This window comes from Micromonospora sp. BL4, assembly GCF_003667505.1.
Taxonomy (GTDB): Bacteria; Actinomycetota; Actinomycetes; order Mycobacteriales; family Micromonosporaceae; genus Micromonospora.
The window spans coordinates 1-20,178 of record NZ_RCVJ01000118.1 but is presented as its reverse complement, the minus strand read 5'-3'; the positions used below and the strand labels follow the sequence as shown (position 1 = coordinate 20,178).

Here is a 20,178-nt window from a genome sequence, read left to right as displayed (position 1 = left end):
CGTCCCGGCGGCCGCGGTCGATCCCGCCCCGCCGCCGGGTCAGCGGCCTCGTTCGACGGGCCGGCGCTCCTCGGTCTCCTCGGACAGCGCCTCGGCCGTCGGCTCGGTGAGGTCGTCGCCGGGCACCGCCACCTCCTCGGCGAGGTCCTGCTCGTCGGGCTTCCCGCCGGGCTGGGGCTCGGGAGCGGTGGCACCGCCGGCGAAGCCGTACTCGTTCGGTTCGTCGTGCCTGCTCATGGGGTCGTCCTCCCGCTCGCGCCGGTTTCGTCTCGTACCGCCAACGGTAGGTGGTGATCGTCCGCGGCGCAGGGCGGCCGGGATTGTCGACACGACCACGGCGGTGCGGCGCCCAGGGCCGCGCCGAGCAGCAGGCGCAGCGCGACGATCGCCGCCGAGCCGGCCAGGGTGGTCCAGCTCGGATCGCCGACGAGCCGGAGCAGCCCGGCCGCGGTCAGCAGCTCCAGCAGCACCCGGACGGCGGTCCGGCCGGCCCCGGAGGTGAGGAAGGTGACCACACCGGCGACCAGGGCCAGCGTGGTCACCGTGGTCACCAGCGCGTTCATCACGGGGAGCCATCCCCCTCGGCCACCTGCCGCTGCTCCTGACGGATCTCCCGGCCCAGGAAGTAGTTCAGCGCCGTCCGGATCGTGGCGATCGCGGCCAACTGGCCGATCTGGGTGAACGACGGGGACACCGCGGTGCGCAGCACGTCGGCCGCCAGCTGGAACTCCAGGCCGAGGGTCAGAAACCGGCCCAGGGTGAGGCGGATCGGCGTGAAGACGGCGGCGGTGCGGTGTCGTAGCCCTTCGACCACGAACCGCACCGCCGCCCAGACCGCCCCGACGAAGATCACCAGAGCCCCCGCGACCTCCACCACGGCGACCAGCACCTCGTCGCCCTGGCGCAGTAGCTCCGCCGCATCCACCCGGGGCCGTTACCCGCCACCGGGGCGGATAGTCGGCACTCAGGTCAACTGGCTCACCGCCTCCAGGATCAGCCAGAGACCGCAGATGGCGAAGAGCACCGCGGCGCCGTACTTGATGGCCTTCTCCGGCAGGCGGCGGCCGAGCATGCGGCCGACCATGATGGCCAGCGCGTCCGCGGCCACCATGCCGATGGTGGAGCCGAGCCAGGTGCCGAACCAGCCGTACTTGGTGGCCAGCGTGATCGTCGCAAGCATCGTCTTGTCGCCCAGTTCGGCCAGGAAGAACGCCACCGACACCGCGACGATCGCGGACTTGCTGGTCTTCTCGGCCTTGCGCTTCTCCTCGTCGGTCAGGCTGTCCCCGCGCAGGGTCCACGCGCCGAAGGCGAGGAACGCCAGACCAGCCACCAGGGTGATCCACTCAGTGGGCAGGACGGCGCCGAGGCCCGAGCCGATGGCGACCGACGCCAGGTGCACCACCGCCGTGGCGACGGTGATGCCGATCAGCACCGGCACCGGCTTGAACCGTGTGGCGAAGGTCAGCGCCATCAACTGGGACTTGTCCCCCAGCTCGGCGACGAAGATGACGCCGAAGCTGATGACCAGCGCGGCGAAGAATCCTTCCATGACACCCTTCCCGTTCACGCCGGGAGAAGGTGCAGGGGCGCCCTCGACCCGGCTACAACAGCCTGAGTCGAAGGTCTCGCCCGCCCCGGAGACCGGGGCCGCGTGGCCGGATGCGGAACGCACCAGTATGTCGACCACGACATTGGGGGCTACTCCCCTTCGCGCGACCAGCTTAGCCGATCACCCTCCGGGCGGCCGGGGCGGGTGAAGCGGCTCACCGCGCCCGGGCCAGGGTGACCCCGAAAAGGCCTCCCGGGTCGGTCCAGAACTCCGCCGCGGCGAACCCGGCCACGGCCAGTTCGGCGGCGACCCCCGCCGGACGGAACTTCGCCGAGATCTCCGTGCGCAGCTCCTCCCCCGCGGCGAACTCCACGGTCAGGTCCAGCACCCGGGCGCGCATCGGCCGGGTCGCCCGCAGCCGCATCTCAATCCACTCGTGGTCCGGATCCCACCGGGCGACGTGTTCGAACGCCTCCGGATCGAAGTCGGCGCCCAGTTCCCGGTTGATCACGTGCAGCACGTTCCGGTTGAACTCGGCCGTCACGCCCGCCGCGTCGTCGTACGCGGGAACGATCACCGACGGATCCTTCACCAGATCGGTGCCGAGCAGCAGCCAGTCGCCCACCTCCAGCGCATCGCGCATCGCGGCCAGGAACTCGGCCCGCTCGGCCGGCAGGAGGTTGCCGATGGTGCCACCGAGGAACGCCACCAACCGCCGACCGCCGGTGGGCAGCCGGTCCAGGTGCCGGGTGAAGTCCCCGACGATGCCGCGGACCCGCAGCCCCGGATAGTCGGCGGCGATCTCGGCGGTGGACCCGCTCAGCGCGCTGACCGACACGTCGAGCGGGACGAACGTGCCCAGCCCGCCCCGCTGGGTGAAGGCGTCCAGCAACAGCCGGGTCTTCTCCGACGAGCCGGAGCCCAGCTCGATCAGGGTCTTGGCCCCGGTCAGCGCCGCGATGTCGGGAGCCCGCTCGGCCAGCACGGCCCGCTCGGCGCGGGTCGGGTAGTACTCGGGCAGGCGGGTGATCTCCTCGAACAGCTCGCTGCCCCGGGCGTCGTAGAACCACTTGGGCGGCAACCACTTCTGCTCCGCGCTCAGCCCGGCCCGGACGTCCCGGCGCAGCCCCCGCTCCAGGTCCTGCTCCTCGAGGTAGATCTCCAGCGGTTCCGCCGTCATCACATCGCCTCTCTGCTCGGTCGACCGTTGCGTGCCCCACCGGTGCGGCTCACCGGGTCGGCAGTGGACTCACCCGCACCTCGCTCGCGGTGGCGGTCACCAGGTGCCCCTCCGGAACCGACCGCCAGCCGGGGTCGTCGTCGTGCGGCTCGGACGCGAGCAGCACCGAGTCGGCCGTCGCGCGTACCGACAACGCGTGCCCGGCCACGCTGGCCACCGCCCGACGCCCGTCGGTGAGCAGCAGGTTGAGCCGTGACCCCGGCGCCGCCGCGGCGACGTCGACCACCGTCCGCCCGATCGCCTCCGTCGGATCGGCGCCGGCGCGCAGCCGCTGCCGGACCAGCGCCCAGAGCAGCGCCGAGTCGGTGACGGCGTCCAGCGTGAGCAGATCGCGCACCGGCAGGCCGGCGGCGAGCGGCACCACCGTGTCGGGCCAGCCCCGCACCACCCCGTTGTGGCTGAACAGCCACCGCCCCTCGGCGAACGGCGCGGCGGCGCCGTCGAGCACCGCCATCCCAACGGTCGCCGAGCGGACCGCGGCGAGCACCGCGGCGACGCGGGTCACCGCCGCGAGCTGGGCGATGGTCGGGTCGCTCCAGATCGGCTGGGCCCGCCGGTAGCGCACCGGATCGCCGTCACCCGGGTACCAGCCGACGCCGAACCCGTCGGCGTTGATCGTGCCGCCGCCGCGCATGTCGCGGGGCGCCCACGACTGCCGCACCAACGAGTACGGAGGATCGAACAACAACTCGGCCAGGGTGACCGGCGGCCCCAGATAGGCCAGGTGGCGACACATCAGCGCACCCCGTCGGCCGTCTCGCCGGACTTTCGGCGGATCACCGGTGCGACTCGTCCGCACGCGCGTCGCGGGCGCAGCGGAAGCCGCTGAAGATCTGCCGCCGGATCGGATAGTCCCAGTTGCGGAAGGTGCCCCGGCACGCGGACCGGTCGGTGCCGAACGAGCCGCCACGCAGCACCCGGTAGTCGTCGCCGAAGAAGACCTCCGAGTATTCGCGGTACGGGAACGCGGTGAAGCCGGGATGCCCGCGGAAGGTGGTCGAGGTCCACTCCCAGACGTCACCGATGAGCTGGTGCACCCCCAGCGGTGAGGCGCCGGCCGAGTACGCGCCCACCGGGGCCGGCCCCAGGTGACGCTGGCCGAGGTTCGCGTGAGCCTCGGTCGGGTCGTCGTCACCCCACGGGTAGCGGCGGGACCGCCCCGTCACCGGATCCCAACGGGCCGCCTTCTCCCACTCCGCCTCGGTCGGCAGCCGCTTGCCGGCCCACGCCGCGTACGCCTGGGCCTCGTACCAGCACACGTGCACCACCGGCTCGTCGGCGCGGACCCGGTCCCACCGGCCGAACCGCCGGTACGACCAGCCGTCGCCGTCCGGCCGCCAGTGCATCGGCGCGCGGAGCTCCTCCCGGAGCCGGTGCGCCCAACCCGCCGGGCTCCACCAGCGCGGATCGGTGTAGCCACCGTCGGCCATGAAAGCCTGGTACTGGCCGTTGGTCACCGGGGCGGCGTCGATGACGTACGCGGGCAGGTCGACGCGGTGAGCGGGGCGCTCGTTGTCCAGGGCCCAAGGGTCGGTGTCGGTGCCCATGGTGAACGGGCCGGCCGGCACCAGCACCTCCCCCGCGACCCCGGCGGGCGGCTCCGGCGGAGGTGGCGCGTGCAGCACCGCCGGCCCCGAGCGCAGCTGGTGGGTGGCGAGCATCGTCTCATCGTGCTGCTGCTCGTGCTGAACGATCATGCCGAAGGCGAACCCGTCGGCGACCAGCGGCCGCTCGGTGAAGGTCACCGCGTCGAGCAGGTCGTGCACCTTGTCCCGGACGGTACCCAGGTAGGCGCGCGCCTCGGCGGGTGGCAGCAACGGCAGCGCGGGGCGGTCCCGGCGAGGTTGCTTGAACGCGTCGTACAGCTCGTCGATGTCGCACCGGACCGGCTCGCGGCCCCCGACGTCGCGGACCAGCCAGAGCTCCTCCTGGTTGCCGACGTGCGCCAGGTCCCACACCAGCGGCGACATCAGCGGCGAATGCTGGCGCATCAGGTCGGCGTCGTCGACCGCCTCGGTCAGCAGCGTGGTGCGGTCGCGGGCCCGCGCCAGCTCCGCCGCGATCCGGGCGCGCAACTGCTCGCCGCCGTCCGTTCCCGACTGCGGGGCTCGCAACCCCGGCTCACTCCTCGCGCTCACCGCGCCGCCGTCCGTTCCCGACTGCGGGGCTCGCAACCCCGGCTCACTCCTCGCGCTCACCGGTCTCCCCTCTCTGCGGCGGCCAGCCGCCGCCGTACGTCACGCTGGATCTCGTCGTGGGTGCCGGCCGGCAGGTCGAGCCGGGGCAGCGCCGTCAGGGCCAGGTCGAAGAGCGCCGCCGCGGCGGCGGCCAGGGCCGCATCGGCCAGGCCGTGCCGGGCGGCGGCCGACCAGCGGTGCGCCACCGGCGCGCCGATCGCGTACGCCGCGCGCACGGTGCCCGGATCGGCGAACAGGGCGGCCAGCACGGCCGTCGGGAGCCGCCAGTCCCGGCCGGGCTGAGCGTCCAGGTAACGCAGCTCCAGGTAGCCGCGTGGACGCACCGGCGGAAACAGGGTGCTGACGTGGTAGTCGAGGTCGTCGGTGGTGGGTGGACGGGGCAGCGCGCCGTCGAGCCAGTCGGCGAAGGTCACCCCGGGTGGCGGGGACCAGTCCGGGCCGTGCCGGCGCAGGCAGAGCAACGGCGCGGCGAGCACGTACCGGATCCAGGTGGCCCTCGGATCCTCGTCGGCGCGGCCCGGTACCCAGACCGGGCGGGTGCGGGCGGGGTCGATGGCCAACCAGGCCGCCATCCGGGCGGAGGCCCAGCCGGTGGGCCGCCCGGCATGCCGGCTGGCGGAGGCGAACGCGGCGAGCAGCGGCGGGCCGACCGCGTGGGCCGCTGCCCAGCGCGCCGGGAGCTGGTCCGGTTCGCCGGCGTCGAGGCAGACCTGCAGGCCGGCGGTGCTGTACATCATCGTCCGGCCGGCCGGACCCTGCCGGTCGAAAGCGCCGCGCATGGCGCGGTAGCGGGGAGTTTCGAGGACCGGGCGGGGCCGACGGTGCGGATCGATGCCGCTGCGCCCGAGGATCAACCCGGCGGCGGCCAGCAGGTCGGTGACCTGGGCGATGTCGGCCTCAGTGGCCTGGATCAACGCGGCGATCGAGAAGCGCGGTGGGGTGGAGATCTCAAGCTGGCCGCCCGGCTCCACGGTCACCGTGCCGCCGTGTCGCAGCGGCTCGGCCGGGCTGGCGGGCTCGAGCGTGACGGGGCTGTGCCGCCCCAGCGCCGCCCGCAGCCGTGCCGGATCGACAAGGTGGGCGGGATCGGCGGCGTCGTGCACGGTCCATTCCAGTTCGACGCCGGTGCGGGTGGGTGGGCCGGTCTTGAAACAGATCCGGGCGAGGTGCCGGTTTGCGGCACCGGACTCGCGGAGGATCGCGCTGCGGTCCAGCTCGGGCGACGTCACCAACGGTCGGGCCCCCTATCCGTGCGCCGGCTCCGGAACACTGTGCCACCGTAAACCCACCCACCGACACCGTCGGGGGCCGTCGACGGCGCCACCAACCTCTGTCTAACAGACGAATTTCCCGGTGCAGGGCGGAACGAACGGCCCCGGCCGTCGGAAGGTCACTGCGGGGCGGGCCGGCCCGTCGCCGGATGCGACGGCTTGACCTTCGCCGATGTGGACGGCTTCGCTCTGGGCGTCAACCGCTCGCAGTACGCCTCGACCTCGTCGGCGCCGCCGGCGGCGGTCACGAGCTTCTGGAACGCCGGCGTCCGCAGCGCCTTGTCCCGCTGCTCGGGCTTCTTGGCCTGCCAGGCGCGGCACAGTCCGTGCAACTGGCCGGCGGGCGCCGCACCGGCGGACGGTGTGCCGGTGACGGTCGGTGTGCCGGTGGCGGACGGCGCGGTGGTGGCAGAGGGCGCGGTGGTGGCGGACGGCGTGCCGGGCGTCGGCTCGCCGGGCGCGGCGGTGCGGTCGCCGGACGGGGTCGTCCCGACGTCGCCGGGCGTCGGCGACGGGCTGCTGGGGGGCACCGGCACCGGGTCCGGCGCCCGTTCCAGGGTGACCGCCGCGAACGCGGCGCCCGCGGTGGCGGTGGCGGCCAGCGCGCCGATCCAGGCCACCGCGCCGGTGGTCAGCCGACGGCGGTGCGGCCGGGCGGCCGCGATCGGCGTCGGGTTGGCGCGAGCGGCCCGGAACGCGGCCAGTGCGGCATCCTCGCCGGTCAGCTCGCCGGGCCGGGTCGGGCCGGCGGCCGCGGCGAGCAGCCGGGCCACCGGGTCCGCCACGGTCATGTCCGGGTCACCGGTCGCATCGAGCAGCCGTTCGGTCTCGGCTCGCTCGGCCCGCCGGTTCGGGTTCATCCGGAATCCCCTCACGTCAGCCGTCCGCCGGTTCAGCGTGCGACGTCCGCGGGGACCGGCCGGTGCGCGGACGGGGCGGCGTCACACCCTCGGTGCCCGCCGACGGCACGACACCCTCGGTGCCCGGCGACGGCGTGGCCCGCGCGGCGTCGGTCGGCGGCGCGACCGGTTCCTGTCGTTCCAGCAGGGCGGCGAGCCGTCGCAGGCCTCGGTGGGCGGCGGTCCGGACGGCGCCGGCCCGGCGGCCGAGCACACGGCCGGCGGACTCCGCGTCCAGGCCGATCACGGCCCGCAACAGGACCGCCTCGGCCTCGCGGGGCGGCAGGGTGGCGATCAGGGCCAGGGCCGCCTCGGTGCCGATCGTCTCGCCCGCCCGCTCGGCGGTGTCCGCGTCGCCGGCCAGTTCGGCGAGCGCCTGCACCGGAACCGGCAGCGACGGCCGGCGCCGCAGCCGGCGCAGATGGTCCATCGCCCGGTTGCGGGCGATCGTGACGGTCCAGGCGCGGAACTCGCCGCCGGTGAAGCTGGGCAGGTCGCGGGATATCTGCAGCCAGGTTTCCGACGCGACGTCCTCGGCGTCCGCGCCGACCAGGGCGGTCAGGTAGCGCAGCAGGCCGGGTTGCAGGCTGCGGTAGAGAAAGCGGAAGGCGTCCTCGTCCCCGTCCTGCGCTGCGGTGACCGCCTCCGACAGCTCGCTGGTCATGCGCGCGCCACGGATCGATCGGGACGCCCCGGCCTGATCCGCCGGACCGGCGCATTCCAGGCGGCGTGAACCGTCGACCCGACCAGCTCCCGCACCGCCCCGCCCCTCCGCCCGAACGTGATCACGCCCGCGCCCTGGTGACTCGGGGGCGGGATGTCCGGACCAGCGCCACGGCGGTCGGTTCTCTACGCGCTGCCCCCCGGCTGGCCCGAGCCGGGCTAACGCTAGGAGGGAACCGAAGGGGGCGACAAGTCGGCACCACGTCACGGAAGAGTGACAATTATCCAACCCGACGGACGGCGCGTCGCCGTAACGGGCGGTGACCAGCGGACGCTCCGTGCGCAGATCGGCGCTTCCCCGCCGTCGCCGGGCAGGTGTGCGCCGCCGTGTGTCGGATTTCGTCACAGGCTGTTGCCGCAGTGTCACACACCGGTCCATGTCCACACAGGTCAGACCGGATGGACCGGTGGGTACGGCCACCCGGCCGACCAGCCGCGGCGCACCGATCCGGGCCGCTCTGGGTACGGTAATGCTGTGTTGTCATCGGAGGTCGTGCTCAGCGGGCGGTACCGCCTGGACGAACGTGTCGCCACCGGCGGCATGGGCGACGTCTGGCGTGCCTCCGACCTGGTCCTCGGCCGGCAGGTCGCGGTCAAGGTCCTGCTGCCGGCGCTGGTCTCCGACCCCGACTTCATCGCCCGGTTCCGGGCCGAGGCGCGGATCATGGCGGCACTGCGGCACCCGGGCATCGTGCAGGTCTACGACTGCGGCGAGGACGACCTGCCCGACGGCGGTCGGGCCGACTACCTGGTCATGGAGTTCGTCGACGGCGAGCCGTTGTCCAGGCGGATCGAGGCGGCCGGCCGGCTCGACGTGGCCGAGACGATGTCGATCGTCGCCCAGGCGGCCCAGGCGCTGAACGCGGCGCACCGCGGCGGCATCGTGCACCGCGACGTCAAGCCCAGCAACCTGCTGGTGCAGGAGGACGGCACGGTCGTCCTGGTGGACTTCGGCGTGGCCCGTTCCACCAATGTCACCAGCATCACCAGCACCAACGCGGTGCCGGGCACGGCCCTCTACATGGCGCCCGAGCAGGCTGCCGGCCGGCCCGTCAGCGGCGCCACCGACATCTACGCCCTGGGCGCGGTCGCATACTGCTGCCTGACCGGCGGCCCACCGTTCACCGGCGACAACCCGCTCCAGGTCGCCGTCCGGCACCTGGACGACGAGCCGCCGGAGCTGCCGCACGACATCCCGGAGGCGGTCCGCGCCCTGGTGTCCCAGGCACTGGCCAAGGATCCGCTCGATCGGTTCAGCAGCGGCGCGGCGATGGCCGAGGCGGCCCGGACGGCGGTGACCGGCGGCGAGCCGCCCACCGCGATGGTGGCGGCGACGCCGCTGCGCAACGCCGGACCGGGCACCCGCACCGACGTGCCGCTGGGCGCGGCGGTGGCCGGCCGTCGGCGCCGCCGGGGTCCGCTGGTCGGTGCGGCCGCGGTCGCGCTGGTCGCGCTGGTCGGCCTGGGCGCCGCCCTGGGCGCGGCGCGCAACGCCGGCGAAGACCCGGCGGTCAAGCTGCCGACCACCTCGCCGACGGCGGAGATGACGGGTCAGGTGGATCTGCCGCCGGTGGCGAACGAACAGATCACTGTGGACCCGGTCCGGCCGAACCGACCGAACGCCCCCGCCCGCACCCCGTCGGCCTCGGTCAGCGCGACGCCGAGCGCGCAGCCCAGTGAGTCGGCCAGCCCGTCGTCACCGGCCCCGAGCGCCACCACCGCGCCGCCCAGCTCGCCGCCACCCAGCGAGCCGCCGGCGAGCGAGCCGCCGCCCCCGAGCGACCCGCCGCCCACCACCACGAGCCCGCCGGCCGACCCCGAGGCGCTGCCGGCCGGCTGAGCCGGCCGGCGCCGCCCGCTGTTCACCACCGGCTTCGCCCCGGCCGAGGCGGCGAGCGGATCCGCCTGGTGCGCGAGCCCCACCAGCACCGATTTCCCCAAAACGGACTTACGTCGCCGAAGACCTCTCTAGGCTCTCAGCAGGTCATTTCCACCATCTGCCGCGGGAGCCCGGGTGAGCGCTGAGAAGCTGGTCGTGATCGGCCAGGGGTACGTCGGACTGCCGTTGGCCATGCGCGCCGTCGAGGCGGGGTTGGACGTGGTCGGCCTCGACGTCGACGCCGACCGGGTGAAGCGGCTCGCCTCCGGCGAGTCGTTCGTCGAGGACATCCCGACCGACCGGCTGGGCCGGGCGCTGGGCAGCGGCCGGTACCACCCGAGCACCGAGTACACCGACGCCGAGGGCTTCGACATCTGCGTCATCACGGTGCCCACCCCGCTGCGCGACGGCACGCCCGACCTGAGCTTCGTCGAGCAGGCCGGTATCGGCATCGGCCCGTACGTGCGGCCGGGCAGCACCGTGATCCTGGAGTCCACCACCTACCCAGGCACCACCGAGGAGCTGCTGCGGCCCCTGCTGGAGTCGGCCAGCGGGTTGCACAGCCCCGGCGACTTCCACCTCGGCTACAGCCCCGAGCGGATCGACCCGGGCAACCCGACCTGGCGGCTGGAGAACACCCCGAAGGTGGTGTCCGGCGTGGACCCGGCGTCGCTGGCCCGGGTGGACGGGTTCTACCGGCGTCTCGTGGAGCGCACCGTACCGGTGGACTCCACCCGGGTCGCCGAGCTGACCAAGCTGATCGAGAACACGTTCCGGCAGGTCAACATCGCGCTGATCAACGAGCTGACGATGCTCTCGCACCACCTGGACATCGACGTCTGGCAGGCGATCGACGCGGCGGAGACCAAGCCGTTCGGCTTCCTGCCGTTCCGCCCCGGGCCCGGCGTCGGCGGGCACTGCCTGCCGATCGACCCGTGCTACCTGTCGTGGCAGGTCAAGCGCCGCCTCGGCCGACAGTTCCGGTTCATCGAGCTGGCCAACGACGTCAACCACGAGATGCCCGAACACGTCGCGCAGCGGATCATGGCGGGGCTGAACCGGGGCGGCCGGTCGGTCAGCGGCGCCCGGCTGCTCCTGCTCGGGTTGGCGTACAAGAAGAACACCGGCGACATGCGGGACTCCCCCGCGGTCGACGTGGCCCGGCGGTTGCAGGCCCTCGGCGCCGAGGTCCACGCGGTCGAGCCGTACGCCGAGGCGCACCACATCCCCGCCGGGGTGACCGTGGTCGGGCTGACCGAGCGTGAGGTCCAGGCGGCGGACGCGGTGGTGGTGGTCACCGACCACGACAGCTTCGACTACGACCTGGTGGTCCGGCACGCCCGCTACGTCTTCGACACCCGCAACCGGTGCGCCGGCCCCGTGGTCGAGCGCCTGTAGACCCGGCACCGCTGGCCGGTCCCGCCGCCGGGGAAGACGGCGGGGCCGGCCGGCGGATGTCCGTCCGCGCCGGCGCCGGTCACTGGTCGTCGAGCGCCTCGACGACCGGTCGGGACAGTGCCCTGCGGGCCGGCAGCACCGAGGCGAGCAGGGCGGCGAGCACCGCGACGCCGAGGATCAGCCCGAGCTGACCGATCGGCAGCACCACGTGGAACTCGCCGCCGAGGCGGGCCAGCAGGGCCATCGCGGACGCGCTGACCCCGGTGCCCAACCCGATCCCGAGCATGGCGCCGACCAACGTCATCAGCACCGCCTCCACGGCGAGCATGACCCGCATCCGACCCCTGGTGAGCCCGACCGCCCGCAGCACCGCGTTCTCCCGGGTGCGCTCCACCACCGAGAGACTCAGCGTGTTCGCCACACCGACCAGGGCGATCACCACGGCCAGGCCGAGCAGCGCGGTGACGAAGGCCAGCAGCATGTCCACCGTGCTGGTGAGCATCTTCTTGTACGCGCCCTGGTCCAACAGGTTCACCGTCGGGTAGCGGCCCAGCACGTCCTCGATGGCGTCCCGGGCCCGCTCGGCGCCCACCCCGGCGGCGGGGTCGATCTCGGCCAGGAAGCCTCGCTGACCGGGAAAGAGCACGGCGAAGTCCGCGTCGGCCATGTCGATGACGTGTCCGGCGGGCACTCCCCTGGCGGGCGTGTCGTCGGTGACCACCGCGGCCACCCGGAACGGTCGCCCCCGGACGGTGACCGGGGAGCCGACCTGCCAGCCGCGCGCCTGGGCCAGCTCGCGCCGCACCAGCACCTGCCCCGGTCCGAGTCGGCCGACGTCGCCGGTGAGCACGCCGGTCAACGTCCGACCGACCAGCGCCGGGTGGGCGGCGCGGACCTCGACGCCGGCGGTCACCGTGCTGCGTTGCTCGTGCACGACGCCCAGCTCGGGGCGGGCCGCCAGCTCACCGGCGAGCGCGGCGGGCAGGTCCTGGCCGATGCCACTGACCACGAAGTCGGTTCCGATCTGGGCGTCCACGCTGCGCTCGATGCCGTCCTTGGTGCTGCGCGCGCCGACGACGAACGCCGACACGAGTCCGATCCCGATCACCAGAGCGGTGGCGGTGGCCGCGACCCTGCGCGGATTGCGGACCGCGTTGGCCACCGCCAGCCCGGCGGTCGCCCCGGCCAGGCGGCGTGCCGGCCAGCCGAGGATTCGCACCAGCGCCGGCACGAGCACCGGCCCGAACAGCACGATCCCGAAGAAGGCCAGTACCCCGCCGACGGCCACCAGCAGCAATTGACCGGCGCTGGCGGCGCCGGCGAGCGCGGCGACGCCGGCGGCCAGCACCACCGCGCCGAGGGCCAGCCGGAGCCGACCGGCGCCCCGGCTGGGCTGTACCGCGGCGTCGGTGAGCGCGGCCACCGGAGCGACCCGGGTGCCCCGCCAGGCCGGTAGCAGCGCGGCGCCGACGGTGAGCACGGTGCCCAGCAGCAGGCTGGTCAGCACGGTCGACCCGGCCACGGTCAACCCGCCGGAGACGGGCACGTCCAGCCGGGACAGCAGCAGCCGCATCCCGCCGGCGAGGGCCAACCCGAGCAGCACCCCCAGCGCGGAGGCCACCACCCCGACCACCGCCGACTCCAGCAGGGTGGACCGGAAGACCTGCCCCCGCGTGGCGCCGACCAGCCGGAGCAGCGCCGTTCGCCGGGTGCGTTGCGCCAGCACGATCGCGAAGGTGTTGGCGATCACGAAGCCGGCCACCACCACGGCGACACCCACGAAGATCATCAGCAACATGGTGAACTGGTCCAGGCCACGAACCGCGTCGTCGACGGCCTCGTCGAGGATCTGCGACCGGCTCTTCACGGTGGTGTCGCCTCCCGCGACGCTGCGCACCCGGTCGGCCACCGCCGTGGCGGAGGTCCCGGGCCGGGCCGCCACCATGATCCGGCCGTACCCGCGCTCGCCGGTGACCGCGAGCGCGTCCGGCCCGACCAGGCCGATGAACGGACCACCGATGTCGCGTGCGGTGTCGGCCACGTCGACGGTGCCGACCAGGGTGTACGGGCGGGCCGCGCCGCCGGTGCCGCCGATCCGGACCGGAGCGCCGAGGGTGAAGCCCTCCTCGGCGACCGTCGGCGCGTCGAGCACCACCTCACCGGCGCGGTCGGGCAGCCGGCCGGCGACCACGTCGTACGAGCGCAGGGCGTCCTCGGTGGGGATGGCGGCGAGCACCGCGAAGCCGAGGACCGGCCGGCCGTCGGTGCCGACGATCCCGCCGGTGCCCGTCAGTTCGCCAGCGGCGGCGGCCACCCCGTCGACGGCCCGGACCCGGTCGATCAGGCCGGCGGGCAGCGGACGGTCGCCGGTCGGGTAGACGCCCAGGTCGGTGTGCCGGTCGAAGGTGCCCGCCCGGTCGTACGCGCCGGAACGCATGCCGTCGACGAGGATCAGGGTGCCGGCGATGAACGCGACACCGAGCACGACGGCCAGCGCGGACAGCAGCATGCGCAGGGCTTCGGCGCGGAGTGAGCGCAGGGTCAGGCGGATCATCGCGGTCACCGCCCCCGCGCCGGCACGGGGCGGGCCGGGTCGAGAGCGGCCAGCGTGTCCAGCACCTGCTCGGCCGTGGGCGCGGCGAGGTCACCGACCAGCCGCCCGTCGGCCAGGAAGACCGCCCGATCGGCGTGCCCGGCGGCCAACGGGTCGTGGGTCACCATGATCACCGTCTGGTTCAGGGTGTCGACGGCCTCCCGCAGCAGCCGCAGCACCTCCGCCCCGGAGCGCGAGTCCAGGTTCCCGGTCGGCTCGTCGGCGAAGATCACCCACGGCTTGGTGATCAGGGCGCGGGCCACCGCGACCCGCTGCTGCTGACCACCGGAGAGCTCGGCGGGCCGGTGCCGGAGCCGGTCGGCCAGCCCCACCGCCGCCACCACCTGACGCAGCCAGGCCGGGTCGGGCCGCCGGCCGGCGATGGCCAGCGGCAGCACGATGTTCTCCTCGGCGGTCAGGGCCGGCAGCAGGTTGAACTTCTGAAAGACGAAGCCGACCCGGTCGCGGCGCAGCAGGGTGAGCCGCCGGTCGTCGAGCTGGCCGAGGTCGGCCGCGCCGATCCCGACCGAGCCGGCGCTCGGCCGGTCCAGTCCGGCCAGGCAGTGCATCAGCGTCGACTTGCCGGAGCCGGACGGACCCATGATGGCGGTGAACCGCCCGGCGGCGACGTCCAGGTCGACCCCGTCGAGCGCGACGACCGCGGCGGGGCCACTGCCGTACCGTTTTTCCAGGCCACGGGCGGTGACCGCGACGCCGTTGCCGGCGTGGTCGGGAGGTGCGAGGGACATGTGGGCTCCCCGGTCAGGGTGCGGATCGGACCCTTCCGACGCTATGGCCGGCGCGGGTCAGTCGATCTCCACCTGCGCGCTCGACCTGGGTGCGTCCCGGGTCGCGGTGCGCCCGCCCGCCGGTACGACTCAGGTCGTACGCGGGGTCAGCCGCCGGGCGTGACCAGCCCGCTCTCGTACGCCAGCACCACCGCCTGGACCCGGTCGCGCAGCTGGAGCTTGGCCAGGATCCGCCCGACGTGGGTCTTGACCGTGGCTTCGGCCACGTGCACCCGGGCGGCGATCTCCGCGTTGGACAGCCCCTGCGCCACCAGCAGCAGCACCTCCCGCTCCCGCTCGGTGAGCTGCGCCAGCCGGGGGTCGGCGGTGGGGCCGGCGCCGAACTGGCCGGCGAACCGGTCCAGCAGCCGCCGGGTGATCGACGGGGCGACCACCGAGTCGCCCTCGGCGACCACCCGGATCGCGGCCAGCAACTCCTCCGGCGGGACGTTCTTGAGCAGGAAGCCGCTCGCCCCGGCCTGCAACGCGGCGAACGCGTCCGCCTCGGTGTCGAAGGTGGTCAGGACCAGCACCCGGGGAGGGCCGGCGGGCCGGTCGGCGCAGAGCCGCCGGGTCGCCTCCACCCCGTCCATGGTCGGCATCCGGATGTCCATCACCACCACGTCGGCCTCGGTGCGGGCGAGCACCCGCAGCGCGTCCGCGCCGTCGATGGCCTCCCCGACCACCTCCAGGTCGGGCTGGGAGTCCAGCACCATCCGGAACCCGGCGCGCACCAGCGCCTGGTCGTCCACGATCACCACCCGGACCGTCATGCCGCGATCACCTCCGTTGCGGGCTCCGACGGTAGCGGCAGCCGGACTTCGAGCTGCCAGCCCCCGGCCAGACGGGCGCCGGCGGTGAGGCTGCCGTCGTACACCGTGACCCGCTCGCGCATGCCGAGCAGACCGTGACCGCCGGTCGGCGCCGGGCTGACCACCGGCCGGCCCTGGCCGTCGTCGACCACCCGGACCACGACGGCTTCCGTGGTGTACGCGACGGTCAGCTCGACCTCGGCGCCGACGCCGGCGTGCTTGAGGGCGTTGGTCAGCGCCTCCTGCACCACGCGGTAGATGGTCAACTCCAAACCGGGTGGGAGCGCCGGCGGCTCGCCGTCGACGGTGTGCCGGATGCGCAGCCCGGCGTCGCGGAACCGGGCCAGGAGGTCGGGCAGCTCGGCCAGGGCCAGCCGGCGGTGTTCCGGGTCGGCGCCCACCGCGGGCCCGCCCGCGCCGGCCGGGCCGGCGTCGCGCAGGACGCCGACCAGCCGGCGCATCTCCTCCAGCGCCTGCCGGCCGGTGTCGGCGACGACCTTGACGGCGGTACGCGCCTGCTCGGGGTCGCGGTCCAGCATGAACCGCGCGCCGTCGGCCTGGACGATCATCACCGCCATGCTGTGCGCCACCACGTCGTGCAGCTCGCGGGCGATCCGGGTGCGCTCCTCGGCGACGGCCGCCCGGGACTCGGCCTCCCGCTCGCGTTCCAGGGTGCTGGCCCGCTCCTCCAGGGTGAGCACGTAGAGGCGGCGGGTCCGCACGTTCAGCGCGACCAGCCAGACCGCGCCGGTGACCAGCGCGTACCACAGCGCCATCGCCCACCAGTTGACGACGTTCCGGGTCTGGACGGCGGCGAGCACCACGCCCACGGCCGCGACCGCACCGGCGAGTACGCCGTCACGCAGCCGCTCGCCGTACTTCACCACGCTGTAGAGCGCGATCAGAACGGCGACGTCGTACGGGAGCGGCCCCCACTGGGCGGCCACCTGGACCAGGGCGAGCACCGCGACCACCACGGTCACCGCGCCCGGACGGGAGCGGCGGAACAGCACAGCCACCGCCATCCCCACGCCGACCAGGGTGGCGGCCCAGCCGCCCGGCTGGTTCGCCGCTCCGGCCACGCCGACGAGGAGCACCAGACCGGAGACGGCCACGTCGAAGGCGACGGCGCGCAGCGGGCGACCGAACATCGTGCGTCTCACGGTCACCCAGCGTACGTGTCGAGCGGCCTCATCTGTCGGGCCGGAGCTGCCGGGCGGGCCGGCTCAGTTGCCGAGGACCTCGCGCATGCGGTCGATCTCGACGGTCTGCTCGGTGGCGACCGAGTTCGCGAACTCGCTGAGCGTCAGGTCGGAGCCGACCGTGAGCAGGTCGGTGGCCAACGCGATGGCGCCCTGGTGGTGCTCGGTCATCATCTGGACGAAGAGCCGGTCGAAGTCGGCGCCGCGCGCGGCGGCCAACTGCCGCATCTTCTCCGGTGACTGCATGCCCCGCATAGCGCTGTGGTCGTGCCCCTGGAGCTCGGCCGTGAGGCCGCGGGTCTGCAGCCAGCCGCGCATGAACCCCATCTCCGGGCCCTGGCTGGCCCGGATGCGGTCGGCGAGAGCGCGGATGTCCGCGTCGGTGGCCCGGTCGGGGGCGAGCTCCGCCATCTCCAGCGCCTGCGCGTGGTGCGGGATCATCATCCGCACGAACATGACGTCCAACGAGTTGTGCGGGGCCGGGCCGGCGTCGCGGACCTCGTGGGCCGGGCGGGTGGCCGCCGACTCGCCCGGTCGGCCGGGCACGATGACGGTCAGGTCGGTGGGAACGGGGCTGGCCGCCGGTGTCGAGGTGGCGGGCGCGGAGACCGGCTGCGCGGCGCCCGTTTCGGGGTCCCCGCCCGCACGGGCCAGGATGAAGGCCATCAGCGGCAGCACGAGCGCCAGTGTGACGAGTGCCAGGGTCCGCGTGCGCCGACTGGTCATGGGCCACTCCCTGGGGTCGAGGTCATCGCGATGTTATCCATTGAGGAGAACGATTCGATGTGACCCAGATCACATCGATGCTCCTCATCGGGCGGTAAGGTGTCGACCATCGTCTCCCCCTTGCGAAGGGCCTCGCCGATGATCAGACTCCACATGCCACGGTTACGACAACTCCGGATCGTGGGCCTCGCCGCGACCGGGCTGCTCGTCGCCAGCGTCCTCGTCGCGCCGGCAAGCAACGCTCAGACCGTGCCGCAGTCGGCCCCGGTCACCGCCGCCGCGAACACCATCCCCGGCGTCGACGAGATCGTGAGCAGCCCCAACCTGCGCCAGATCGCCAACCTGCCCAAGGTGGCTCCCCTGGACTCGACCAACAGCGACATCGCCTTCCAGGGCAAGTACGCGTTCGCCGGCAACTACAACGGCTTCGTCATCTACGACATCTCGCGGCCCAGCGCGCCGAAGGTCGTGTCCCGGGTGCTCTGCCCGGGGTCGCAGAACGACATCTCCGTCCACGGTGACCTGCTCTTCCTCTCCACCGACTCGTCCCGCAGCGACGACTCCTGCAACAGCACGGCGCAGGGCGCGGATGTGAAGGGGTCCTGGGAGGGCATCAAGGTCTTCGACATCAAGAACAAGGCCAACCCGCGGTACGTCAAGTCCGTGGAGACGGCCTGCGGCTCGCACACCCACACCCTGGTGCCGGGCAAGAGCAGCAAGACGGTCTACCTGTACGTCTCGTCGTACAGCCCGCGGGCCGAGTTCCCGGACTGCCAGCCGCCGCACGACTCGATCTCGATCATCAAGGTGCCGGTGCATAAGCCGACCGACGCCTCGGTGATCGCCGCCCCGAACCTGTTCCCGGACGGCGGTTTCCCGGGTAGCGGCACCGGATCGGCGACCACCGGCTGCCACGACATCACCGTCTACCCGGCCAAGGACCTGGCCGCCGGCGCGTGCATGGGTGACGGCATCCTGCTCGACATCAAGAACCGGGAGGCGCCCCGGGTGATCAACCGAGTACGGGACACGGTCAACTTCGCGTTCTGGCACTCGGCCACGTTCAACAACAAGGGCACGAAGGTGATCTTCACCGACGAGCTGGGTGGTGGCGGCGCGGCGACCTGCAACGAGGCCATCGGCCCGAACCGGGGTGCGGACGCCATCTACGACATCGCCGGTCGCGGCGACGCTCGGACGATGCACTTCCGCAGCTACTACAAGATCCCCCGCAACAACGCGGACACCGAGAACTGCGTGGCGCACAACGGCTCGCTGATCCCGGTGCTCGGGCGGGACATCATGGTCCAGGCGTGGTACCAGGGCGGCATCTCGGTCTGGGACTTCACCGACTCGTCCAACCCGAAGGAGATCGCCTTCTGGGAGCGCGGTCCGCTCTCGGCCGACCAGATGGTCGGTGGCGGCACCTGGTCCGCGTACTACTACAACGGACACATCTACTCGAACGACATGGTGAAGGGCCTGGACGTCCTGGAGCTGAACGACTGGCGCACCTGGTCGGCCAAGCTGGTCAAGTACAAGGAGCTCAACGTGCAGACCCAGCCCAGCTACCTGAGCTGGTAGGCGCCGAGCACTGAACTGACAGGCACCGAGCACGACGCCGGGCCCGGTCCCCGATCTCCGGGGGCCGGGCCCGGCCACGTCGCAGGGCGCATGCGCCGGGGACCTCAGCTCATCGGCAGCTGGTAGCGCCGCTCGCCGCCGCCGGTCGCGGTGACCAGCCGGACCTCGCCGCTGCGCAGGCCGTACGTCACCGACCAGCGGGTGTGCCCCTGGCGGACGGCGGCGAGCACCCGGTGGGCCGCCGGGGCGTCCAGCACCCCGCCGGCCTCGGTCAGCGCGCCGGCGATCTGCCCGTACCGACGGTCCTCGCGCCGGCGCTGTTCGGGAACCCCGGCCACCGGCACGTTGGTCAGCGCCTGCCAACCGCCCGTGCCCCGCTCCACCCGCAGCTCACCGTCGACGAACTCGATCACGGCCGACGCGCCGGTCGCGTCGGCCAGCAGGTAGTGCAGTGCCGGCCCGCCGTCGAAGTCGAGGTTGTGCCGGGTGAACACGGCGATCGCCTCGTCGAGGGTGGCGGCCCGGTCCAGCACCAGCCGCAGGATCCGTACCGAGCCGACGGTGGGCTTGCCGGGGTCGGGGCGGGCCGTCGCGGCGTCGTCGGCGGCTAGCCCCACCGCGAGACCCCGCTCGTTCATCCCGTCGAAGGGCAGCAGCGGCGCGTTGAGCAGCCGCCGGTCACCGGCCGGGTCCGCGCCGACCCCAAGGTAGGAGATGTCGACCAGCGAGATGGCCGCGTAGCCGTCCGGCGGATCGGTCCGCAGCACCAGCGCGGGGTTGGCGTCCCAGTCGAAGTTGCGGGCGAACAGGGGCCGGGCGGGATCGCCCGCGGCGACGAACAGCGAGCAGCCGAACGGGCTGGGCGGGGTCGCGTCGGTGCCCACCGTCGGGTCGTACGCCCCGACGTAGGTCATCTCGTACAGCGGCAGGTCGTCGACCCGGCGCAGGCTGGCCATGGTCTGCTCGGCCTGGGCGGCGTCCTGCCGGGAGGCGGTCGGCGTGGCCCCGGCAACCGGCGGCGGCCCGGTGCGCGGTGGCCCTCCGGACCCCGGTGTGGTGCAGGAGGTGAGGGCGAGCAGCAGGGCCGTCGTGACGGCCGGCAGGGTCCTGCGCATACCCGTTGGACGCTATGGGACCGATCGACGGTTGTCCACCGCGCCGGCGCGGTCTGTCGGATTCCGTCCGCCTCTGATCTCAGCTGGCCCGCGTGGACGGCGTCGGTGCTGGTGGGACCGGTCACCATGGCGGCCGCAGCGGAGGCGGCCGGCCGGACCTTGTGTCAGCGTGATTCGACGTGACACTTGCCGTCGGCG

At 73.5% G+C, this 20,178-nt stretch carries 19 protein-coding genes; 3 read left to right on the top strand and 16 right to left on the bottom strand.

The window, feature by feature from the left end; all coding sequences use genetic code 11:
• Positions 1 to 39 precede the first annotated feature (39 nt).
• From EAD89_RS13535 to EAD89_RS13490, 10 genes are all read right to left on the bottom strand, one after another.
• Positions 40 to 237, bottom strand: coding sequence for a hypothetical protein (locus EAD89_RS13535; protein ID WP_121656755.1), 198 nt, complete (start codon positions 235 to 237; stop codon positions 40 to 42).
• Positions 234 to 563 (bottom strand): hypothetical protein, encoded by a 330-nt coding sequence (locus EAD89_RS13530; RefSeq protein WP_199733501.1) that lies wholly within the window; start codon positions 561 to 563, stop codon positions 234 to 236. Before EAD89_RS13530 ends, EAD89_RS13535 begins: the two co-directional genes overlap by 4 nt.
• Positions 563 to 925 (bottom strand): DUF1622 domain-containing protein, encoded by a 363-nt coding sequence (locus EAD89_RS13525; protein WP_121675945.1) that lies wholly within the window; start codon positions 923 to 925, stop codon positions 563 to 565. The genes EAD89_RS13530 and EAD89_RS13525 overlap by 1 nt, the downstream gene beginning before the upstream one ends.
• 39 nt (positions 926 to 964) lie before the next feature.
• Positions 965 to 1,552 (bottom strand): TMEM165/GDT1 family protein, encoded by a 588-nt coding sequence (locus EAD89_RS13520; protein ID WP_121656763.1) that lies wholly within the window; start codon positions 1,550 to 1,552, stop codon positions 965 to 967.
• A gap of 214 nt (positions 1,553 to 1,766) precedes the next feature.
• Positions 1,767 to 2,732, bottom strand: coding sequence for an L-histidine N(alpha)-methyltransferase (gene egtD / locus EAD89_RS13515; RefSeq protein ID WP_121656757.1), 966 nt, complete (start codon positions 2,730 to 2,732; stop codon positions 1,767 to 1,769).
• 49 nt (positions 2,733 to 2,781) lie between these two features.
• A complete protein-coding gene (gene egtC, locus EAD89_RS13510; protein WP_121675944.1) occupies positions 2,782 to 3,528 on the bottom strand; it encodes an ergothioneine biosynthesis protein EgtC in 747 nt (248 codons plus the stop codon).
• A gap of 40 nt (positions 3,529 to 3,568) precedes the next feature.
• Entirely contained in the window at positions 3,569 to 4,906 is a 1,338-nt protein-coding gene (gene egtB, locus EAD89_RS13505) for an ergothioneine biosynthesis protein EgtB (protein ID WP_121675943.1), read from the bottom strand.
• An 80-nt stretch (positions 4,907 to 4,986) separates the two neighbouring features.
• Positions 4,987 to 6,222, bottom strand: a complete 1,236-nt coding sequence (egtA, locus tag EAD89_RS13500; protein WP_121675942.1) for an ergothioneine biosynthesis glutamate--cysteine ligase EgtA — start codon at positions 6,220 to 6,222, stop codon at positions 4,987 to 4,989.
• A gap of 158 nt (positions 6,223 to 6,380) precedes the next feature.
• Positions 6,381 to 7,121, bottom strand: coding sequence for a hypothetical protein (locus EAD89_RS13495; protein WP_121675941.1), 741 nt, complete (start codon positions 7,119 to 7,121; stop codon positions 6,381 to 6,383).
• A gap of 16 nt (positions 7,122 to 7,137) precedes the next feature.
• Positions 7,138 to 7,824, bottom strand: coding sequence for an RNA polymerase sigma factor (locus tag EAD89_RS13490; protein ID WP_121675940.1), 687 nt, complete (start codon positions 7,822 to 7,824; stop codon positions 7,138 to 7,140).
• A gap of 534 nt (positions 7,825 to 8,358) precedes the next feature.
• On the opposite strand from EAD89_RS13490, the gene EAD89_RS13485 reads away from it, so the two are divergent.
• Both EAD89_RS13485 and EAD89_RS13480 read left to right on the top strand, forming a co-directional pair.
• Complete coding sequence (locus EAD89_RS13485; RefSeq protein ID WP_233578638.1) at positions 8,359 to 9,723, top strand: serine/threonine-protein kinase; 1,365 nt, start codon at positions 8,359 to 8,361, stop codon at positions 9,721 to 9,723.
• 174 nt (positions 9,724 to 9,897) lie between these two features.
• Positions 9,898 to 11,160, top strand: coding sequence for a nucleotide sugar dehydrogenase (locus tag EAD89_RS13480; RefSeq protein WP_121653703.1), 1,263 nt, complete (start codon positions 9,898 to 9,900; stop codon positions 11,158 to 11,160).
• A gap of 79 nt (positions 11,161 to 11,239) precedes the next feature.
• On the opposite strand, the gene EAD89_RS13475 is transcribed toward EAD89_RS13480, so the two are convergent.
• The 5 genes from EAD89_RS13475 to EAD89_RS13455 form a co-directional block, all read right to left on the bottom strand.
• The gene (locus EAD89_RS13475) at positions 11,240 to 13,714 is read right to left on the bottom strand and encodes an ABC transporter permease (protein ID WP_121675947.1); all 2,475 of its coding nucleotides are present in this window, start codon (positions 13,712 to 13,714) and stop codon (positions 11,240 to 11,242) included.
• Positions 13,715 to 13,719: 5 nt separating this feature from the next.
• Entirely contained in the window at positions 13,720 to 14,502 is a 783-nt protein-coding gene (locus EAD89_RS13470) for an ABC transporter ATP-binding protein (RefSeq protein ID WP_121653704.1), read from the bottom strand.
• 146 nt (positions 14,503 to 14,648) lie between these two features.
• Positions 14,649 to 15,314: a response regulator transcription factor gene (locus tag EAD89_RS13465; protein WP_121653705.1), complete on the bottom strand. Its 666-nt coding sequence runs from the start codon at positions 15,312 to 15,314 to the stop codon at positions 14,649 to 14,651.
• Positions 15,311 to 16,522: a sensor histidine kinase gene (locus EAD89_RS13460; RefSeq protein ID WP_121675938.1), complete on the bottom strand. Its 1,212-nt coding sequence runs from the start codon at positions 16,520 to 16,522 to the stop codon at positions 15,311 to 15,313. The genes EAD89_RS13465 and EAD89_RS13460 overlap by 4 nt, the downstream gene beginning before the upstream one ends.
• Before the next feature lie 57 nt (positions 16,523 to 16,579).
• Positions 16,580 to 17,281, bottom strand: coding sequence for a DUF305 domain-containing protein (locus EAD89_RS13455; protein WP_121675937.1), 702 nt, complete (start codon positions 17,279 to 17,281; stop codon positions 16,580 to 16,582).
• 138 nt (positions 17,282 to 17,419) lie between these two features.
• On the opposite strand from EAD89_RS13455, the gene EAD89_RS13450 reads away from it, so the two are divergent.
• Positions 17,420 to 18,865, top strand: coding sequence for an LVIVD repeat-containing protein (locus tag EAD89_RS13450; RefSeq protein WP_121675936.1), 1,446 nt, complete (start codon positions 17,420 to 17,422; stop codon positions 18,863 to 18,865).
• Between the two features lie 104 nt (positions 18,866 to 18,969).
• On the opposite strand, the gene EAD89_RS13445 is transcribed toward EAD89_RS13450, so the two are convergent.
• Complete coding sequence (locus tag EAD89_RS13445) at positions 18,970 to 19,980, bottom strand: linear amide C-N hydrolase (RefSeq protein ID WP_121653709.1); 1,011 nt, start codon at positions 19,978 to 19,980, stop codon at positions 18,970 to 18,972.
• Between the last annotated feature and the right edge of the window lie 198 nt (positions 19,981 to 20,178).

What these genes read in the sequence shown, in the direction of transcription:
- EAD89_RS13535 (WP_121656755.1), bottom strand. Translation starts at nt 237, where the DNA reads ATGAGCAGGCACGACGAACCGAACGAGTACGGCTTCGCCGGCGGTGCC.
- EAD89_RS13530 (WP_199733501.1), bottom strand. Translation starts at nt 563, where the DNA reads ATGAACGCGCTGGTGACCACGGTGACCACGCTGGCCCTGGTCGCCGGT.
- EAD89_RS13520 (WP_121656763.1), bottom strand. Translation starts at nt 1,552, where the DNA reads ATGGAAGGATTCTTCGCCGCGCTGGTCATCAGCTTCGGCGTCATCTTC.
- egtD (WP_121656757.1), bottom strand. Translation starts at nt 2,732, where the DNA reads ATGACGGCGGAACCGCTGGAGATCTACCTCGAGGAGCAGGACCTGGAG.
- egtC (WP_121675944.1), bottom strand. Translation starts at nt 3,528, where the DNA reads ATGTGTCGCCACCTGGCCTATCTGGGGCCGCCGGTCACCCTGGCCGAG.
- EAD89_RS13495 (WP_121675941.1), bottom strand. Translation starts at nt 7,121, where the DNA reads ATGAACCCGAACCGGCGGGCCGAGCGAGCCGAGACCGAACGGCTGCTC.
- EAD89_RS13490 (WP_121675940.1), bottom strand. Translation starts at nt 7,824, where the DNA reads ATGACCAGCGAGCTGTCGGAGGCGGTCACCGCAGCGCAGGACGGGGAC.
- EAD89_RS13475 (WP_121675947.1), bottom strand. Translation starts at nt 13,714, where the DNA reads ATGATCCGCCTGACCCTGCGCTCACTCCGCGCCGAAGCCCTGCGCATG.
- EAD89_RS13470 (WP_121653704.1), bottom strand. Translation starts at nt 14,502, where the DNA reads ATGTCCCTCGCACCTCCCGACCACGCCGGCAACGGCGTCGCGGTCACC.
- EAD89_RS13465 (WP_121653705.1), bottom strand. Translation starts at nt 15,314, where the DNA reads ATGACGGTCCGGGTGGTGATCGTGGACGACCAGGCGCTGGTGCGCGCC.
- EAD89_RS13455 (WP_121675937.1), bottom strand. Translation starts at nt 17,281, where the DNA reads ATGACCAGTCGGCGCACGCGGACCCTGGCACTCGTCACACTGGCGCTC.
- EAD89_RS13450 (WP_121675936.1), top strand. Translation starts at nt 17,420, where the DNA reads ATGATCAGACTCCACATGCCACGGTTACGACAACTCCGGATCGTGGGC.
- EAD89_RS13445 (WP_121653709.1), bottom strand. Translation starts at nt 19,980, where the DNA reads ATGCGCAGGACCCTGCCGGCCGTCACGACGGCCCTGCTGCTCGCCCTC.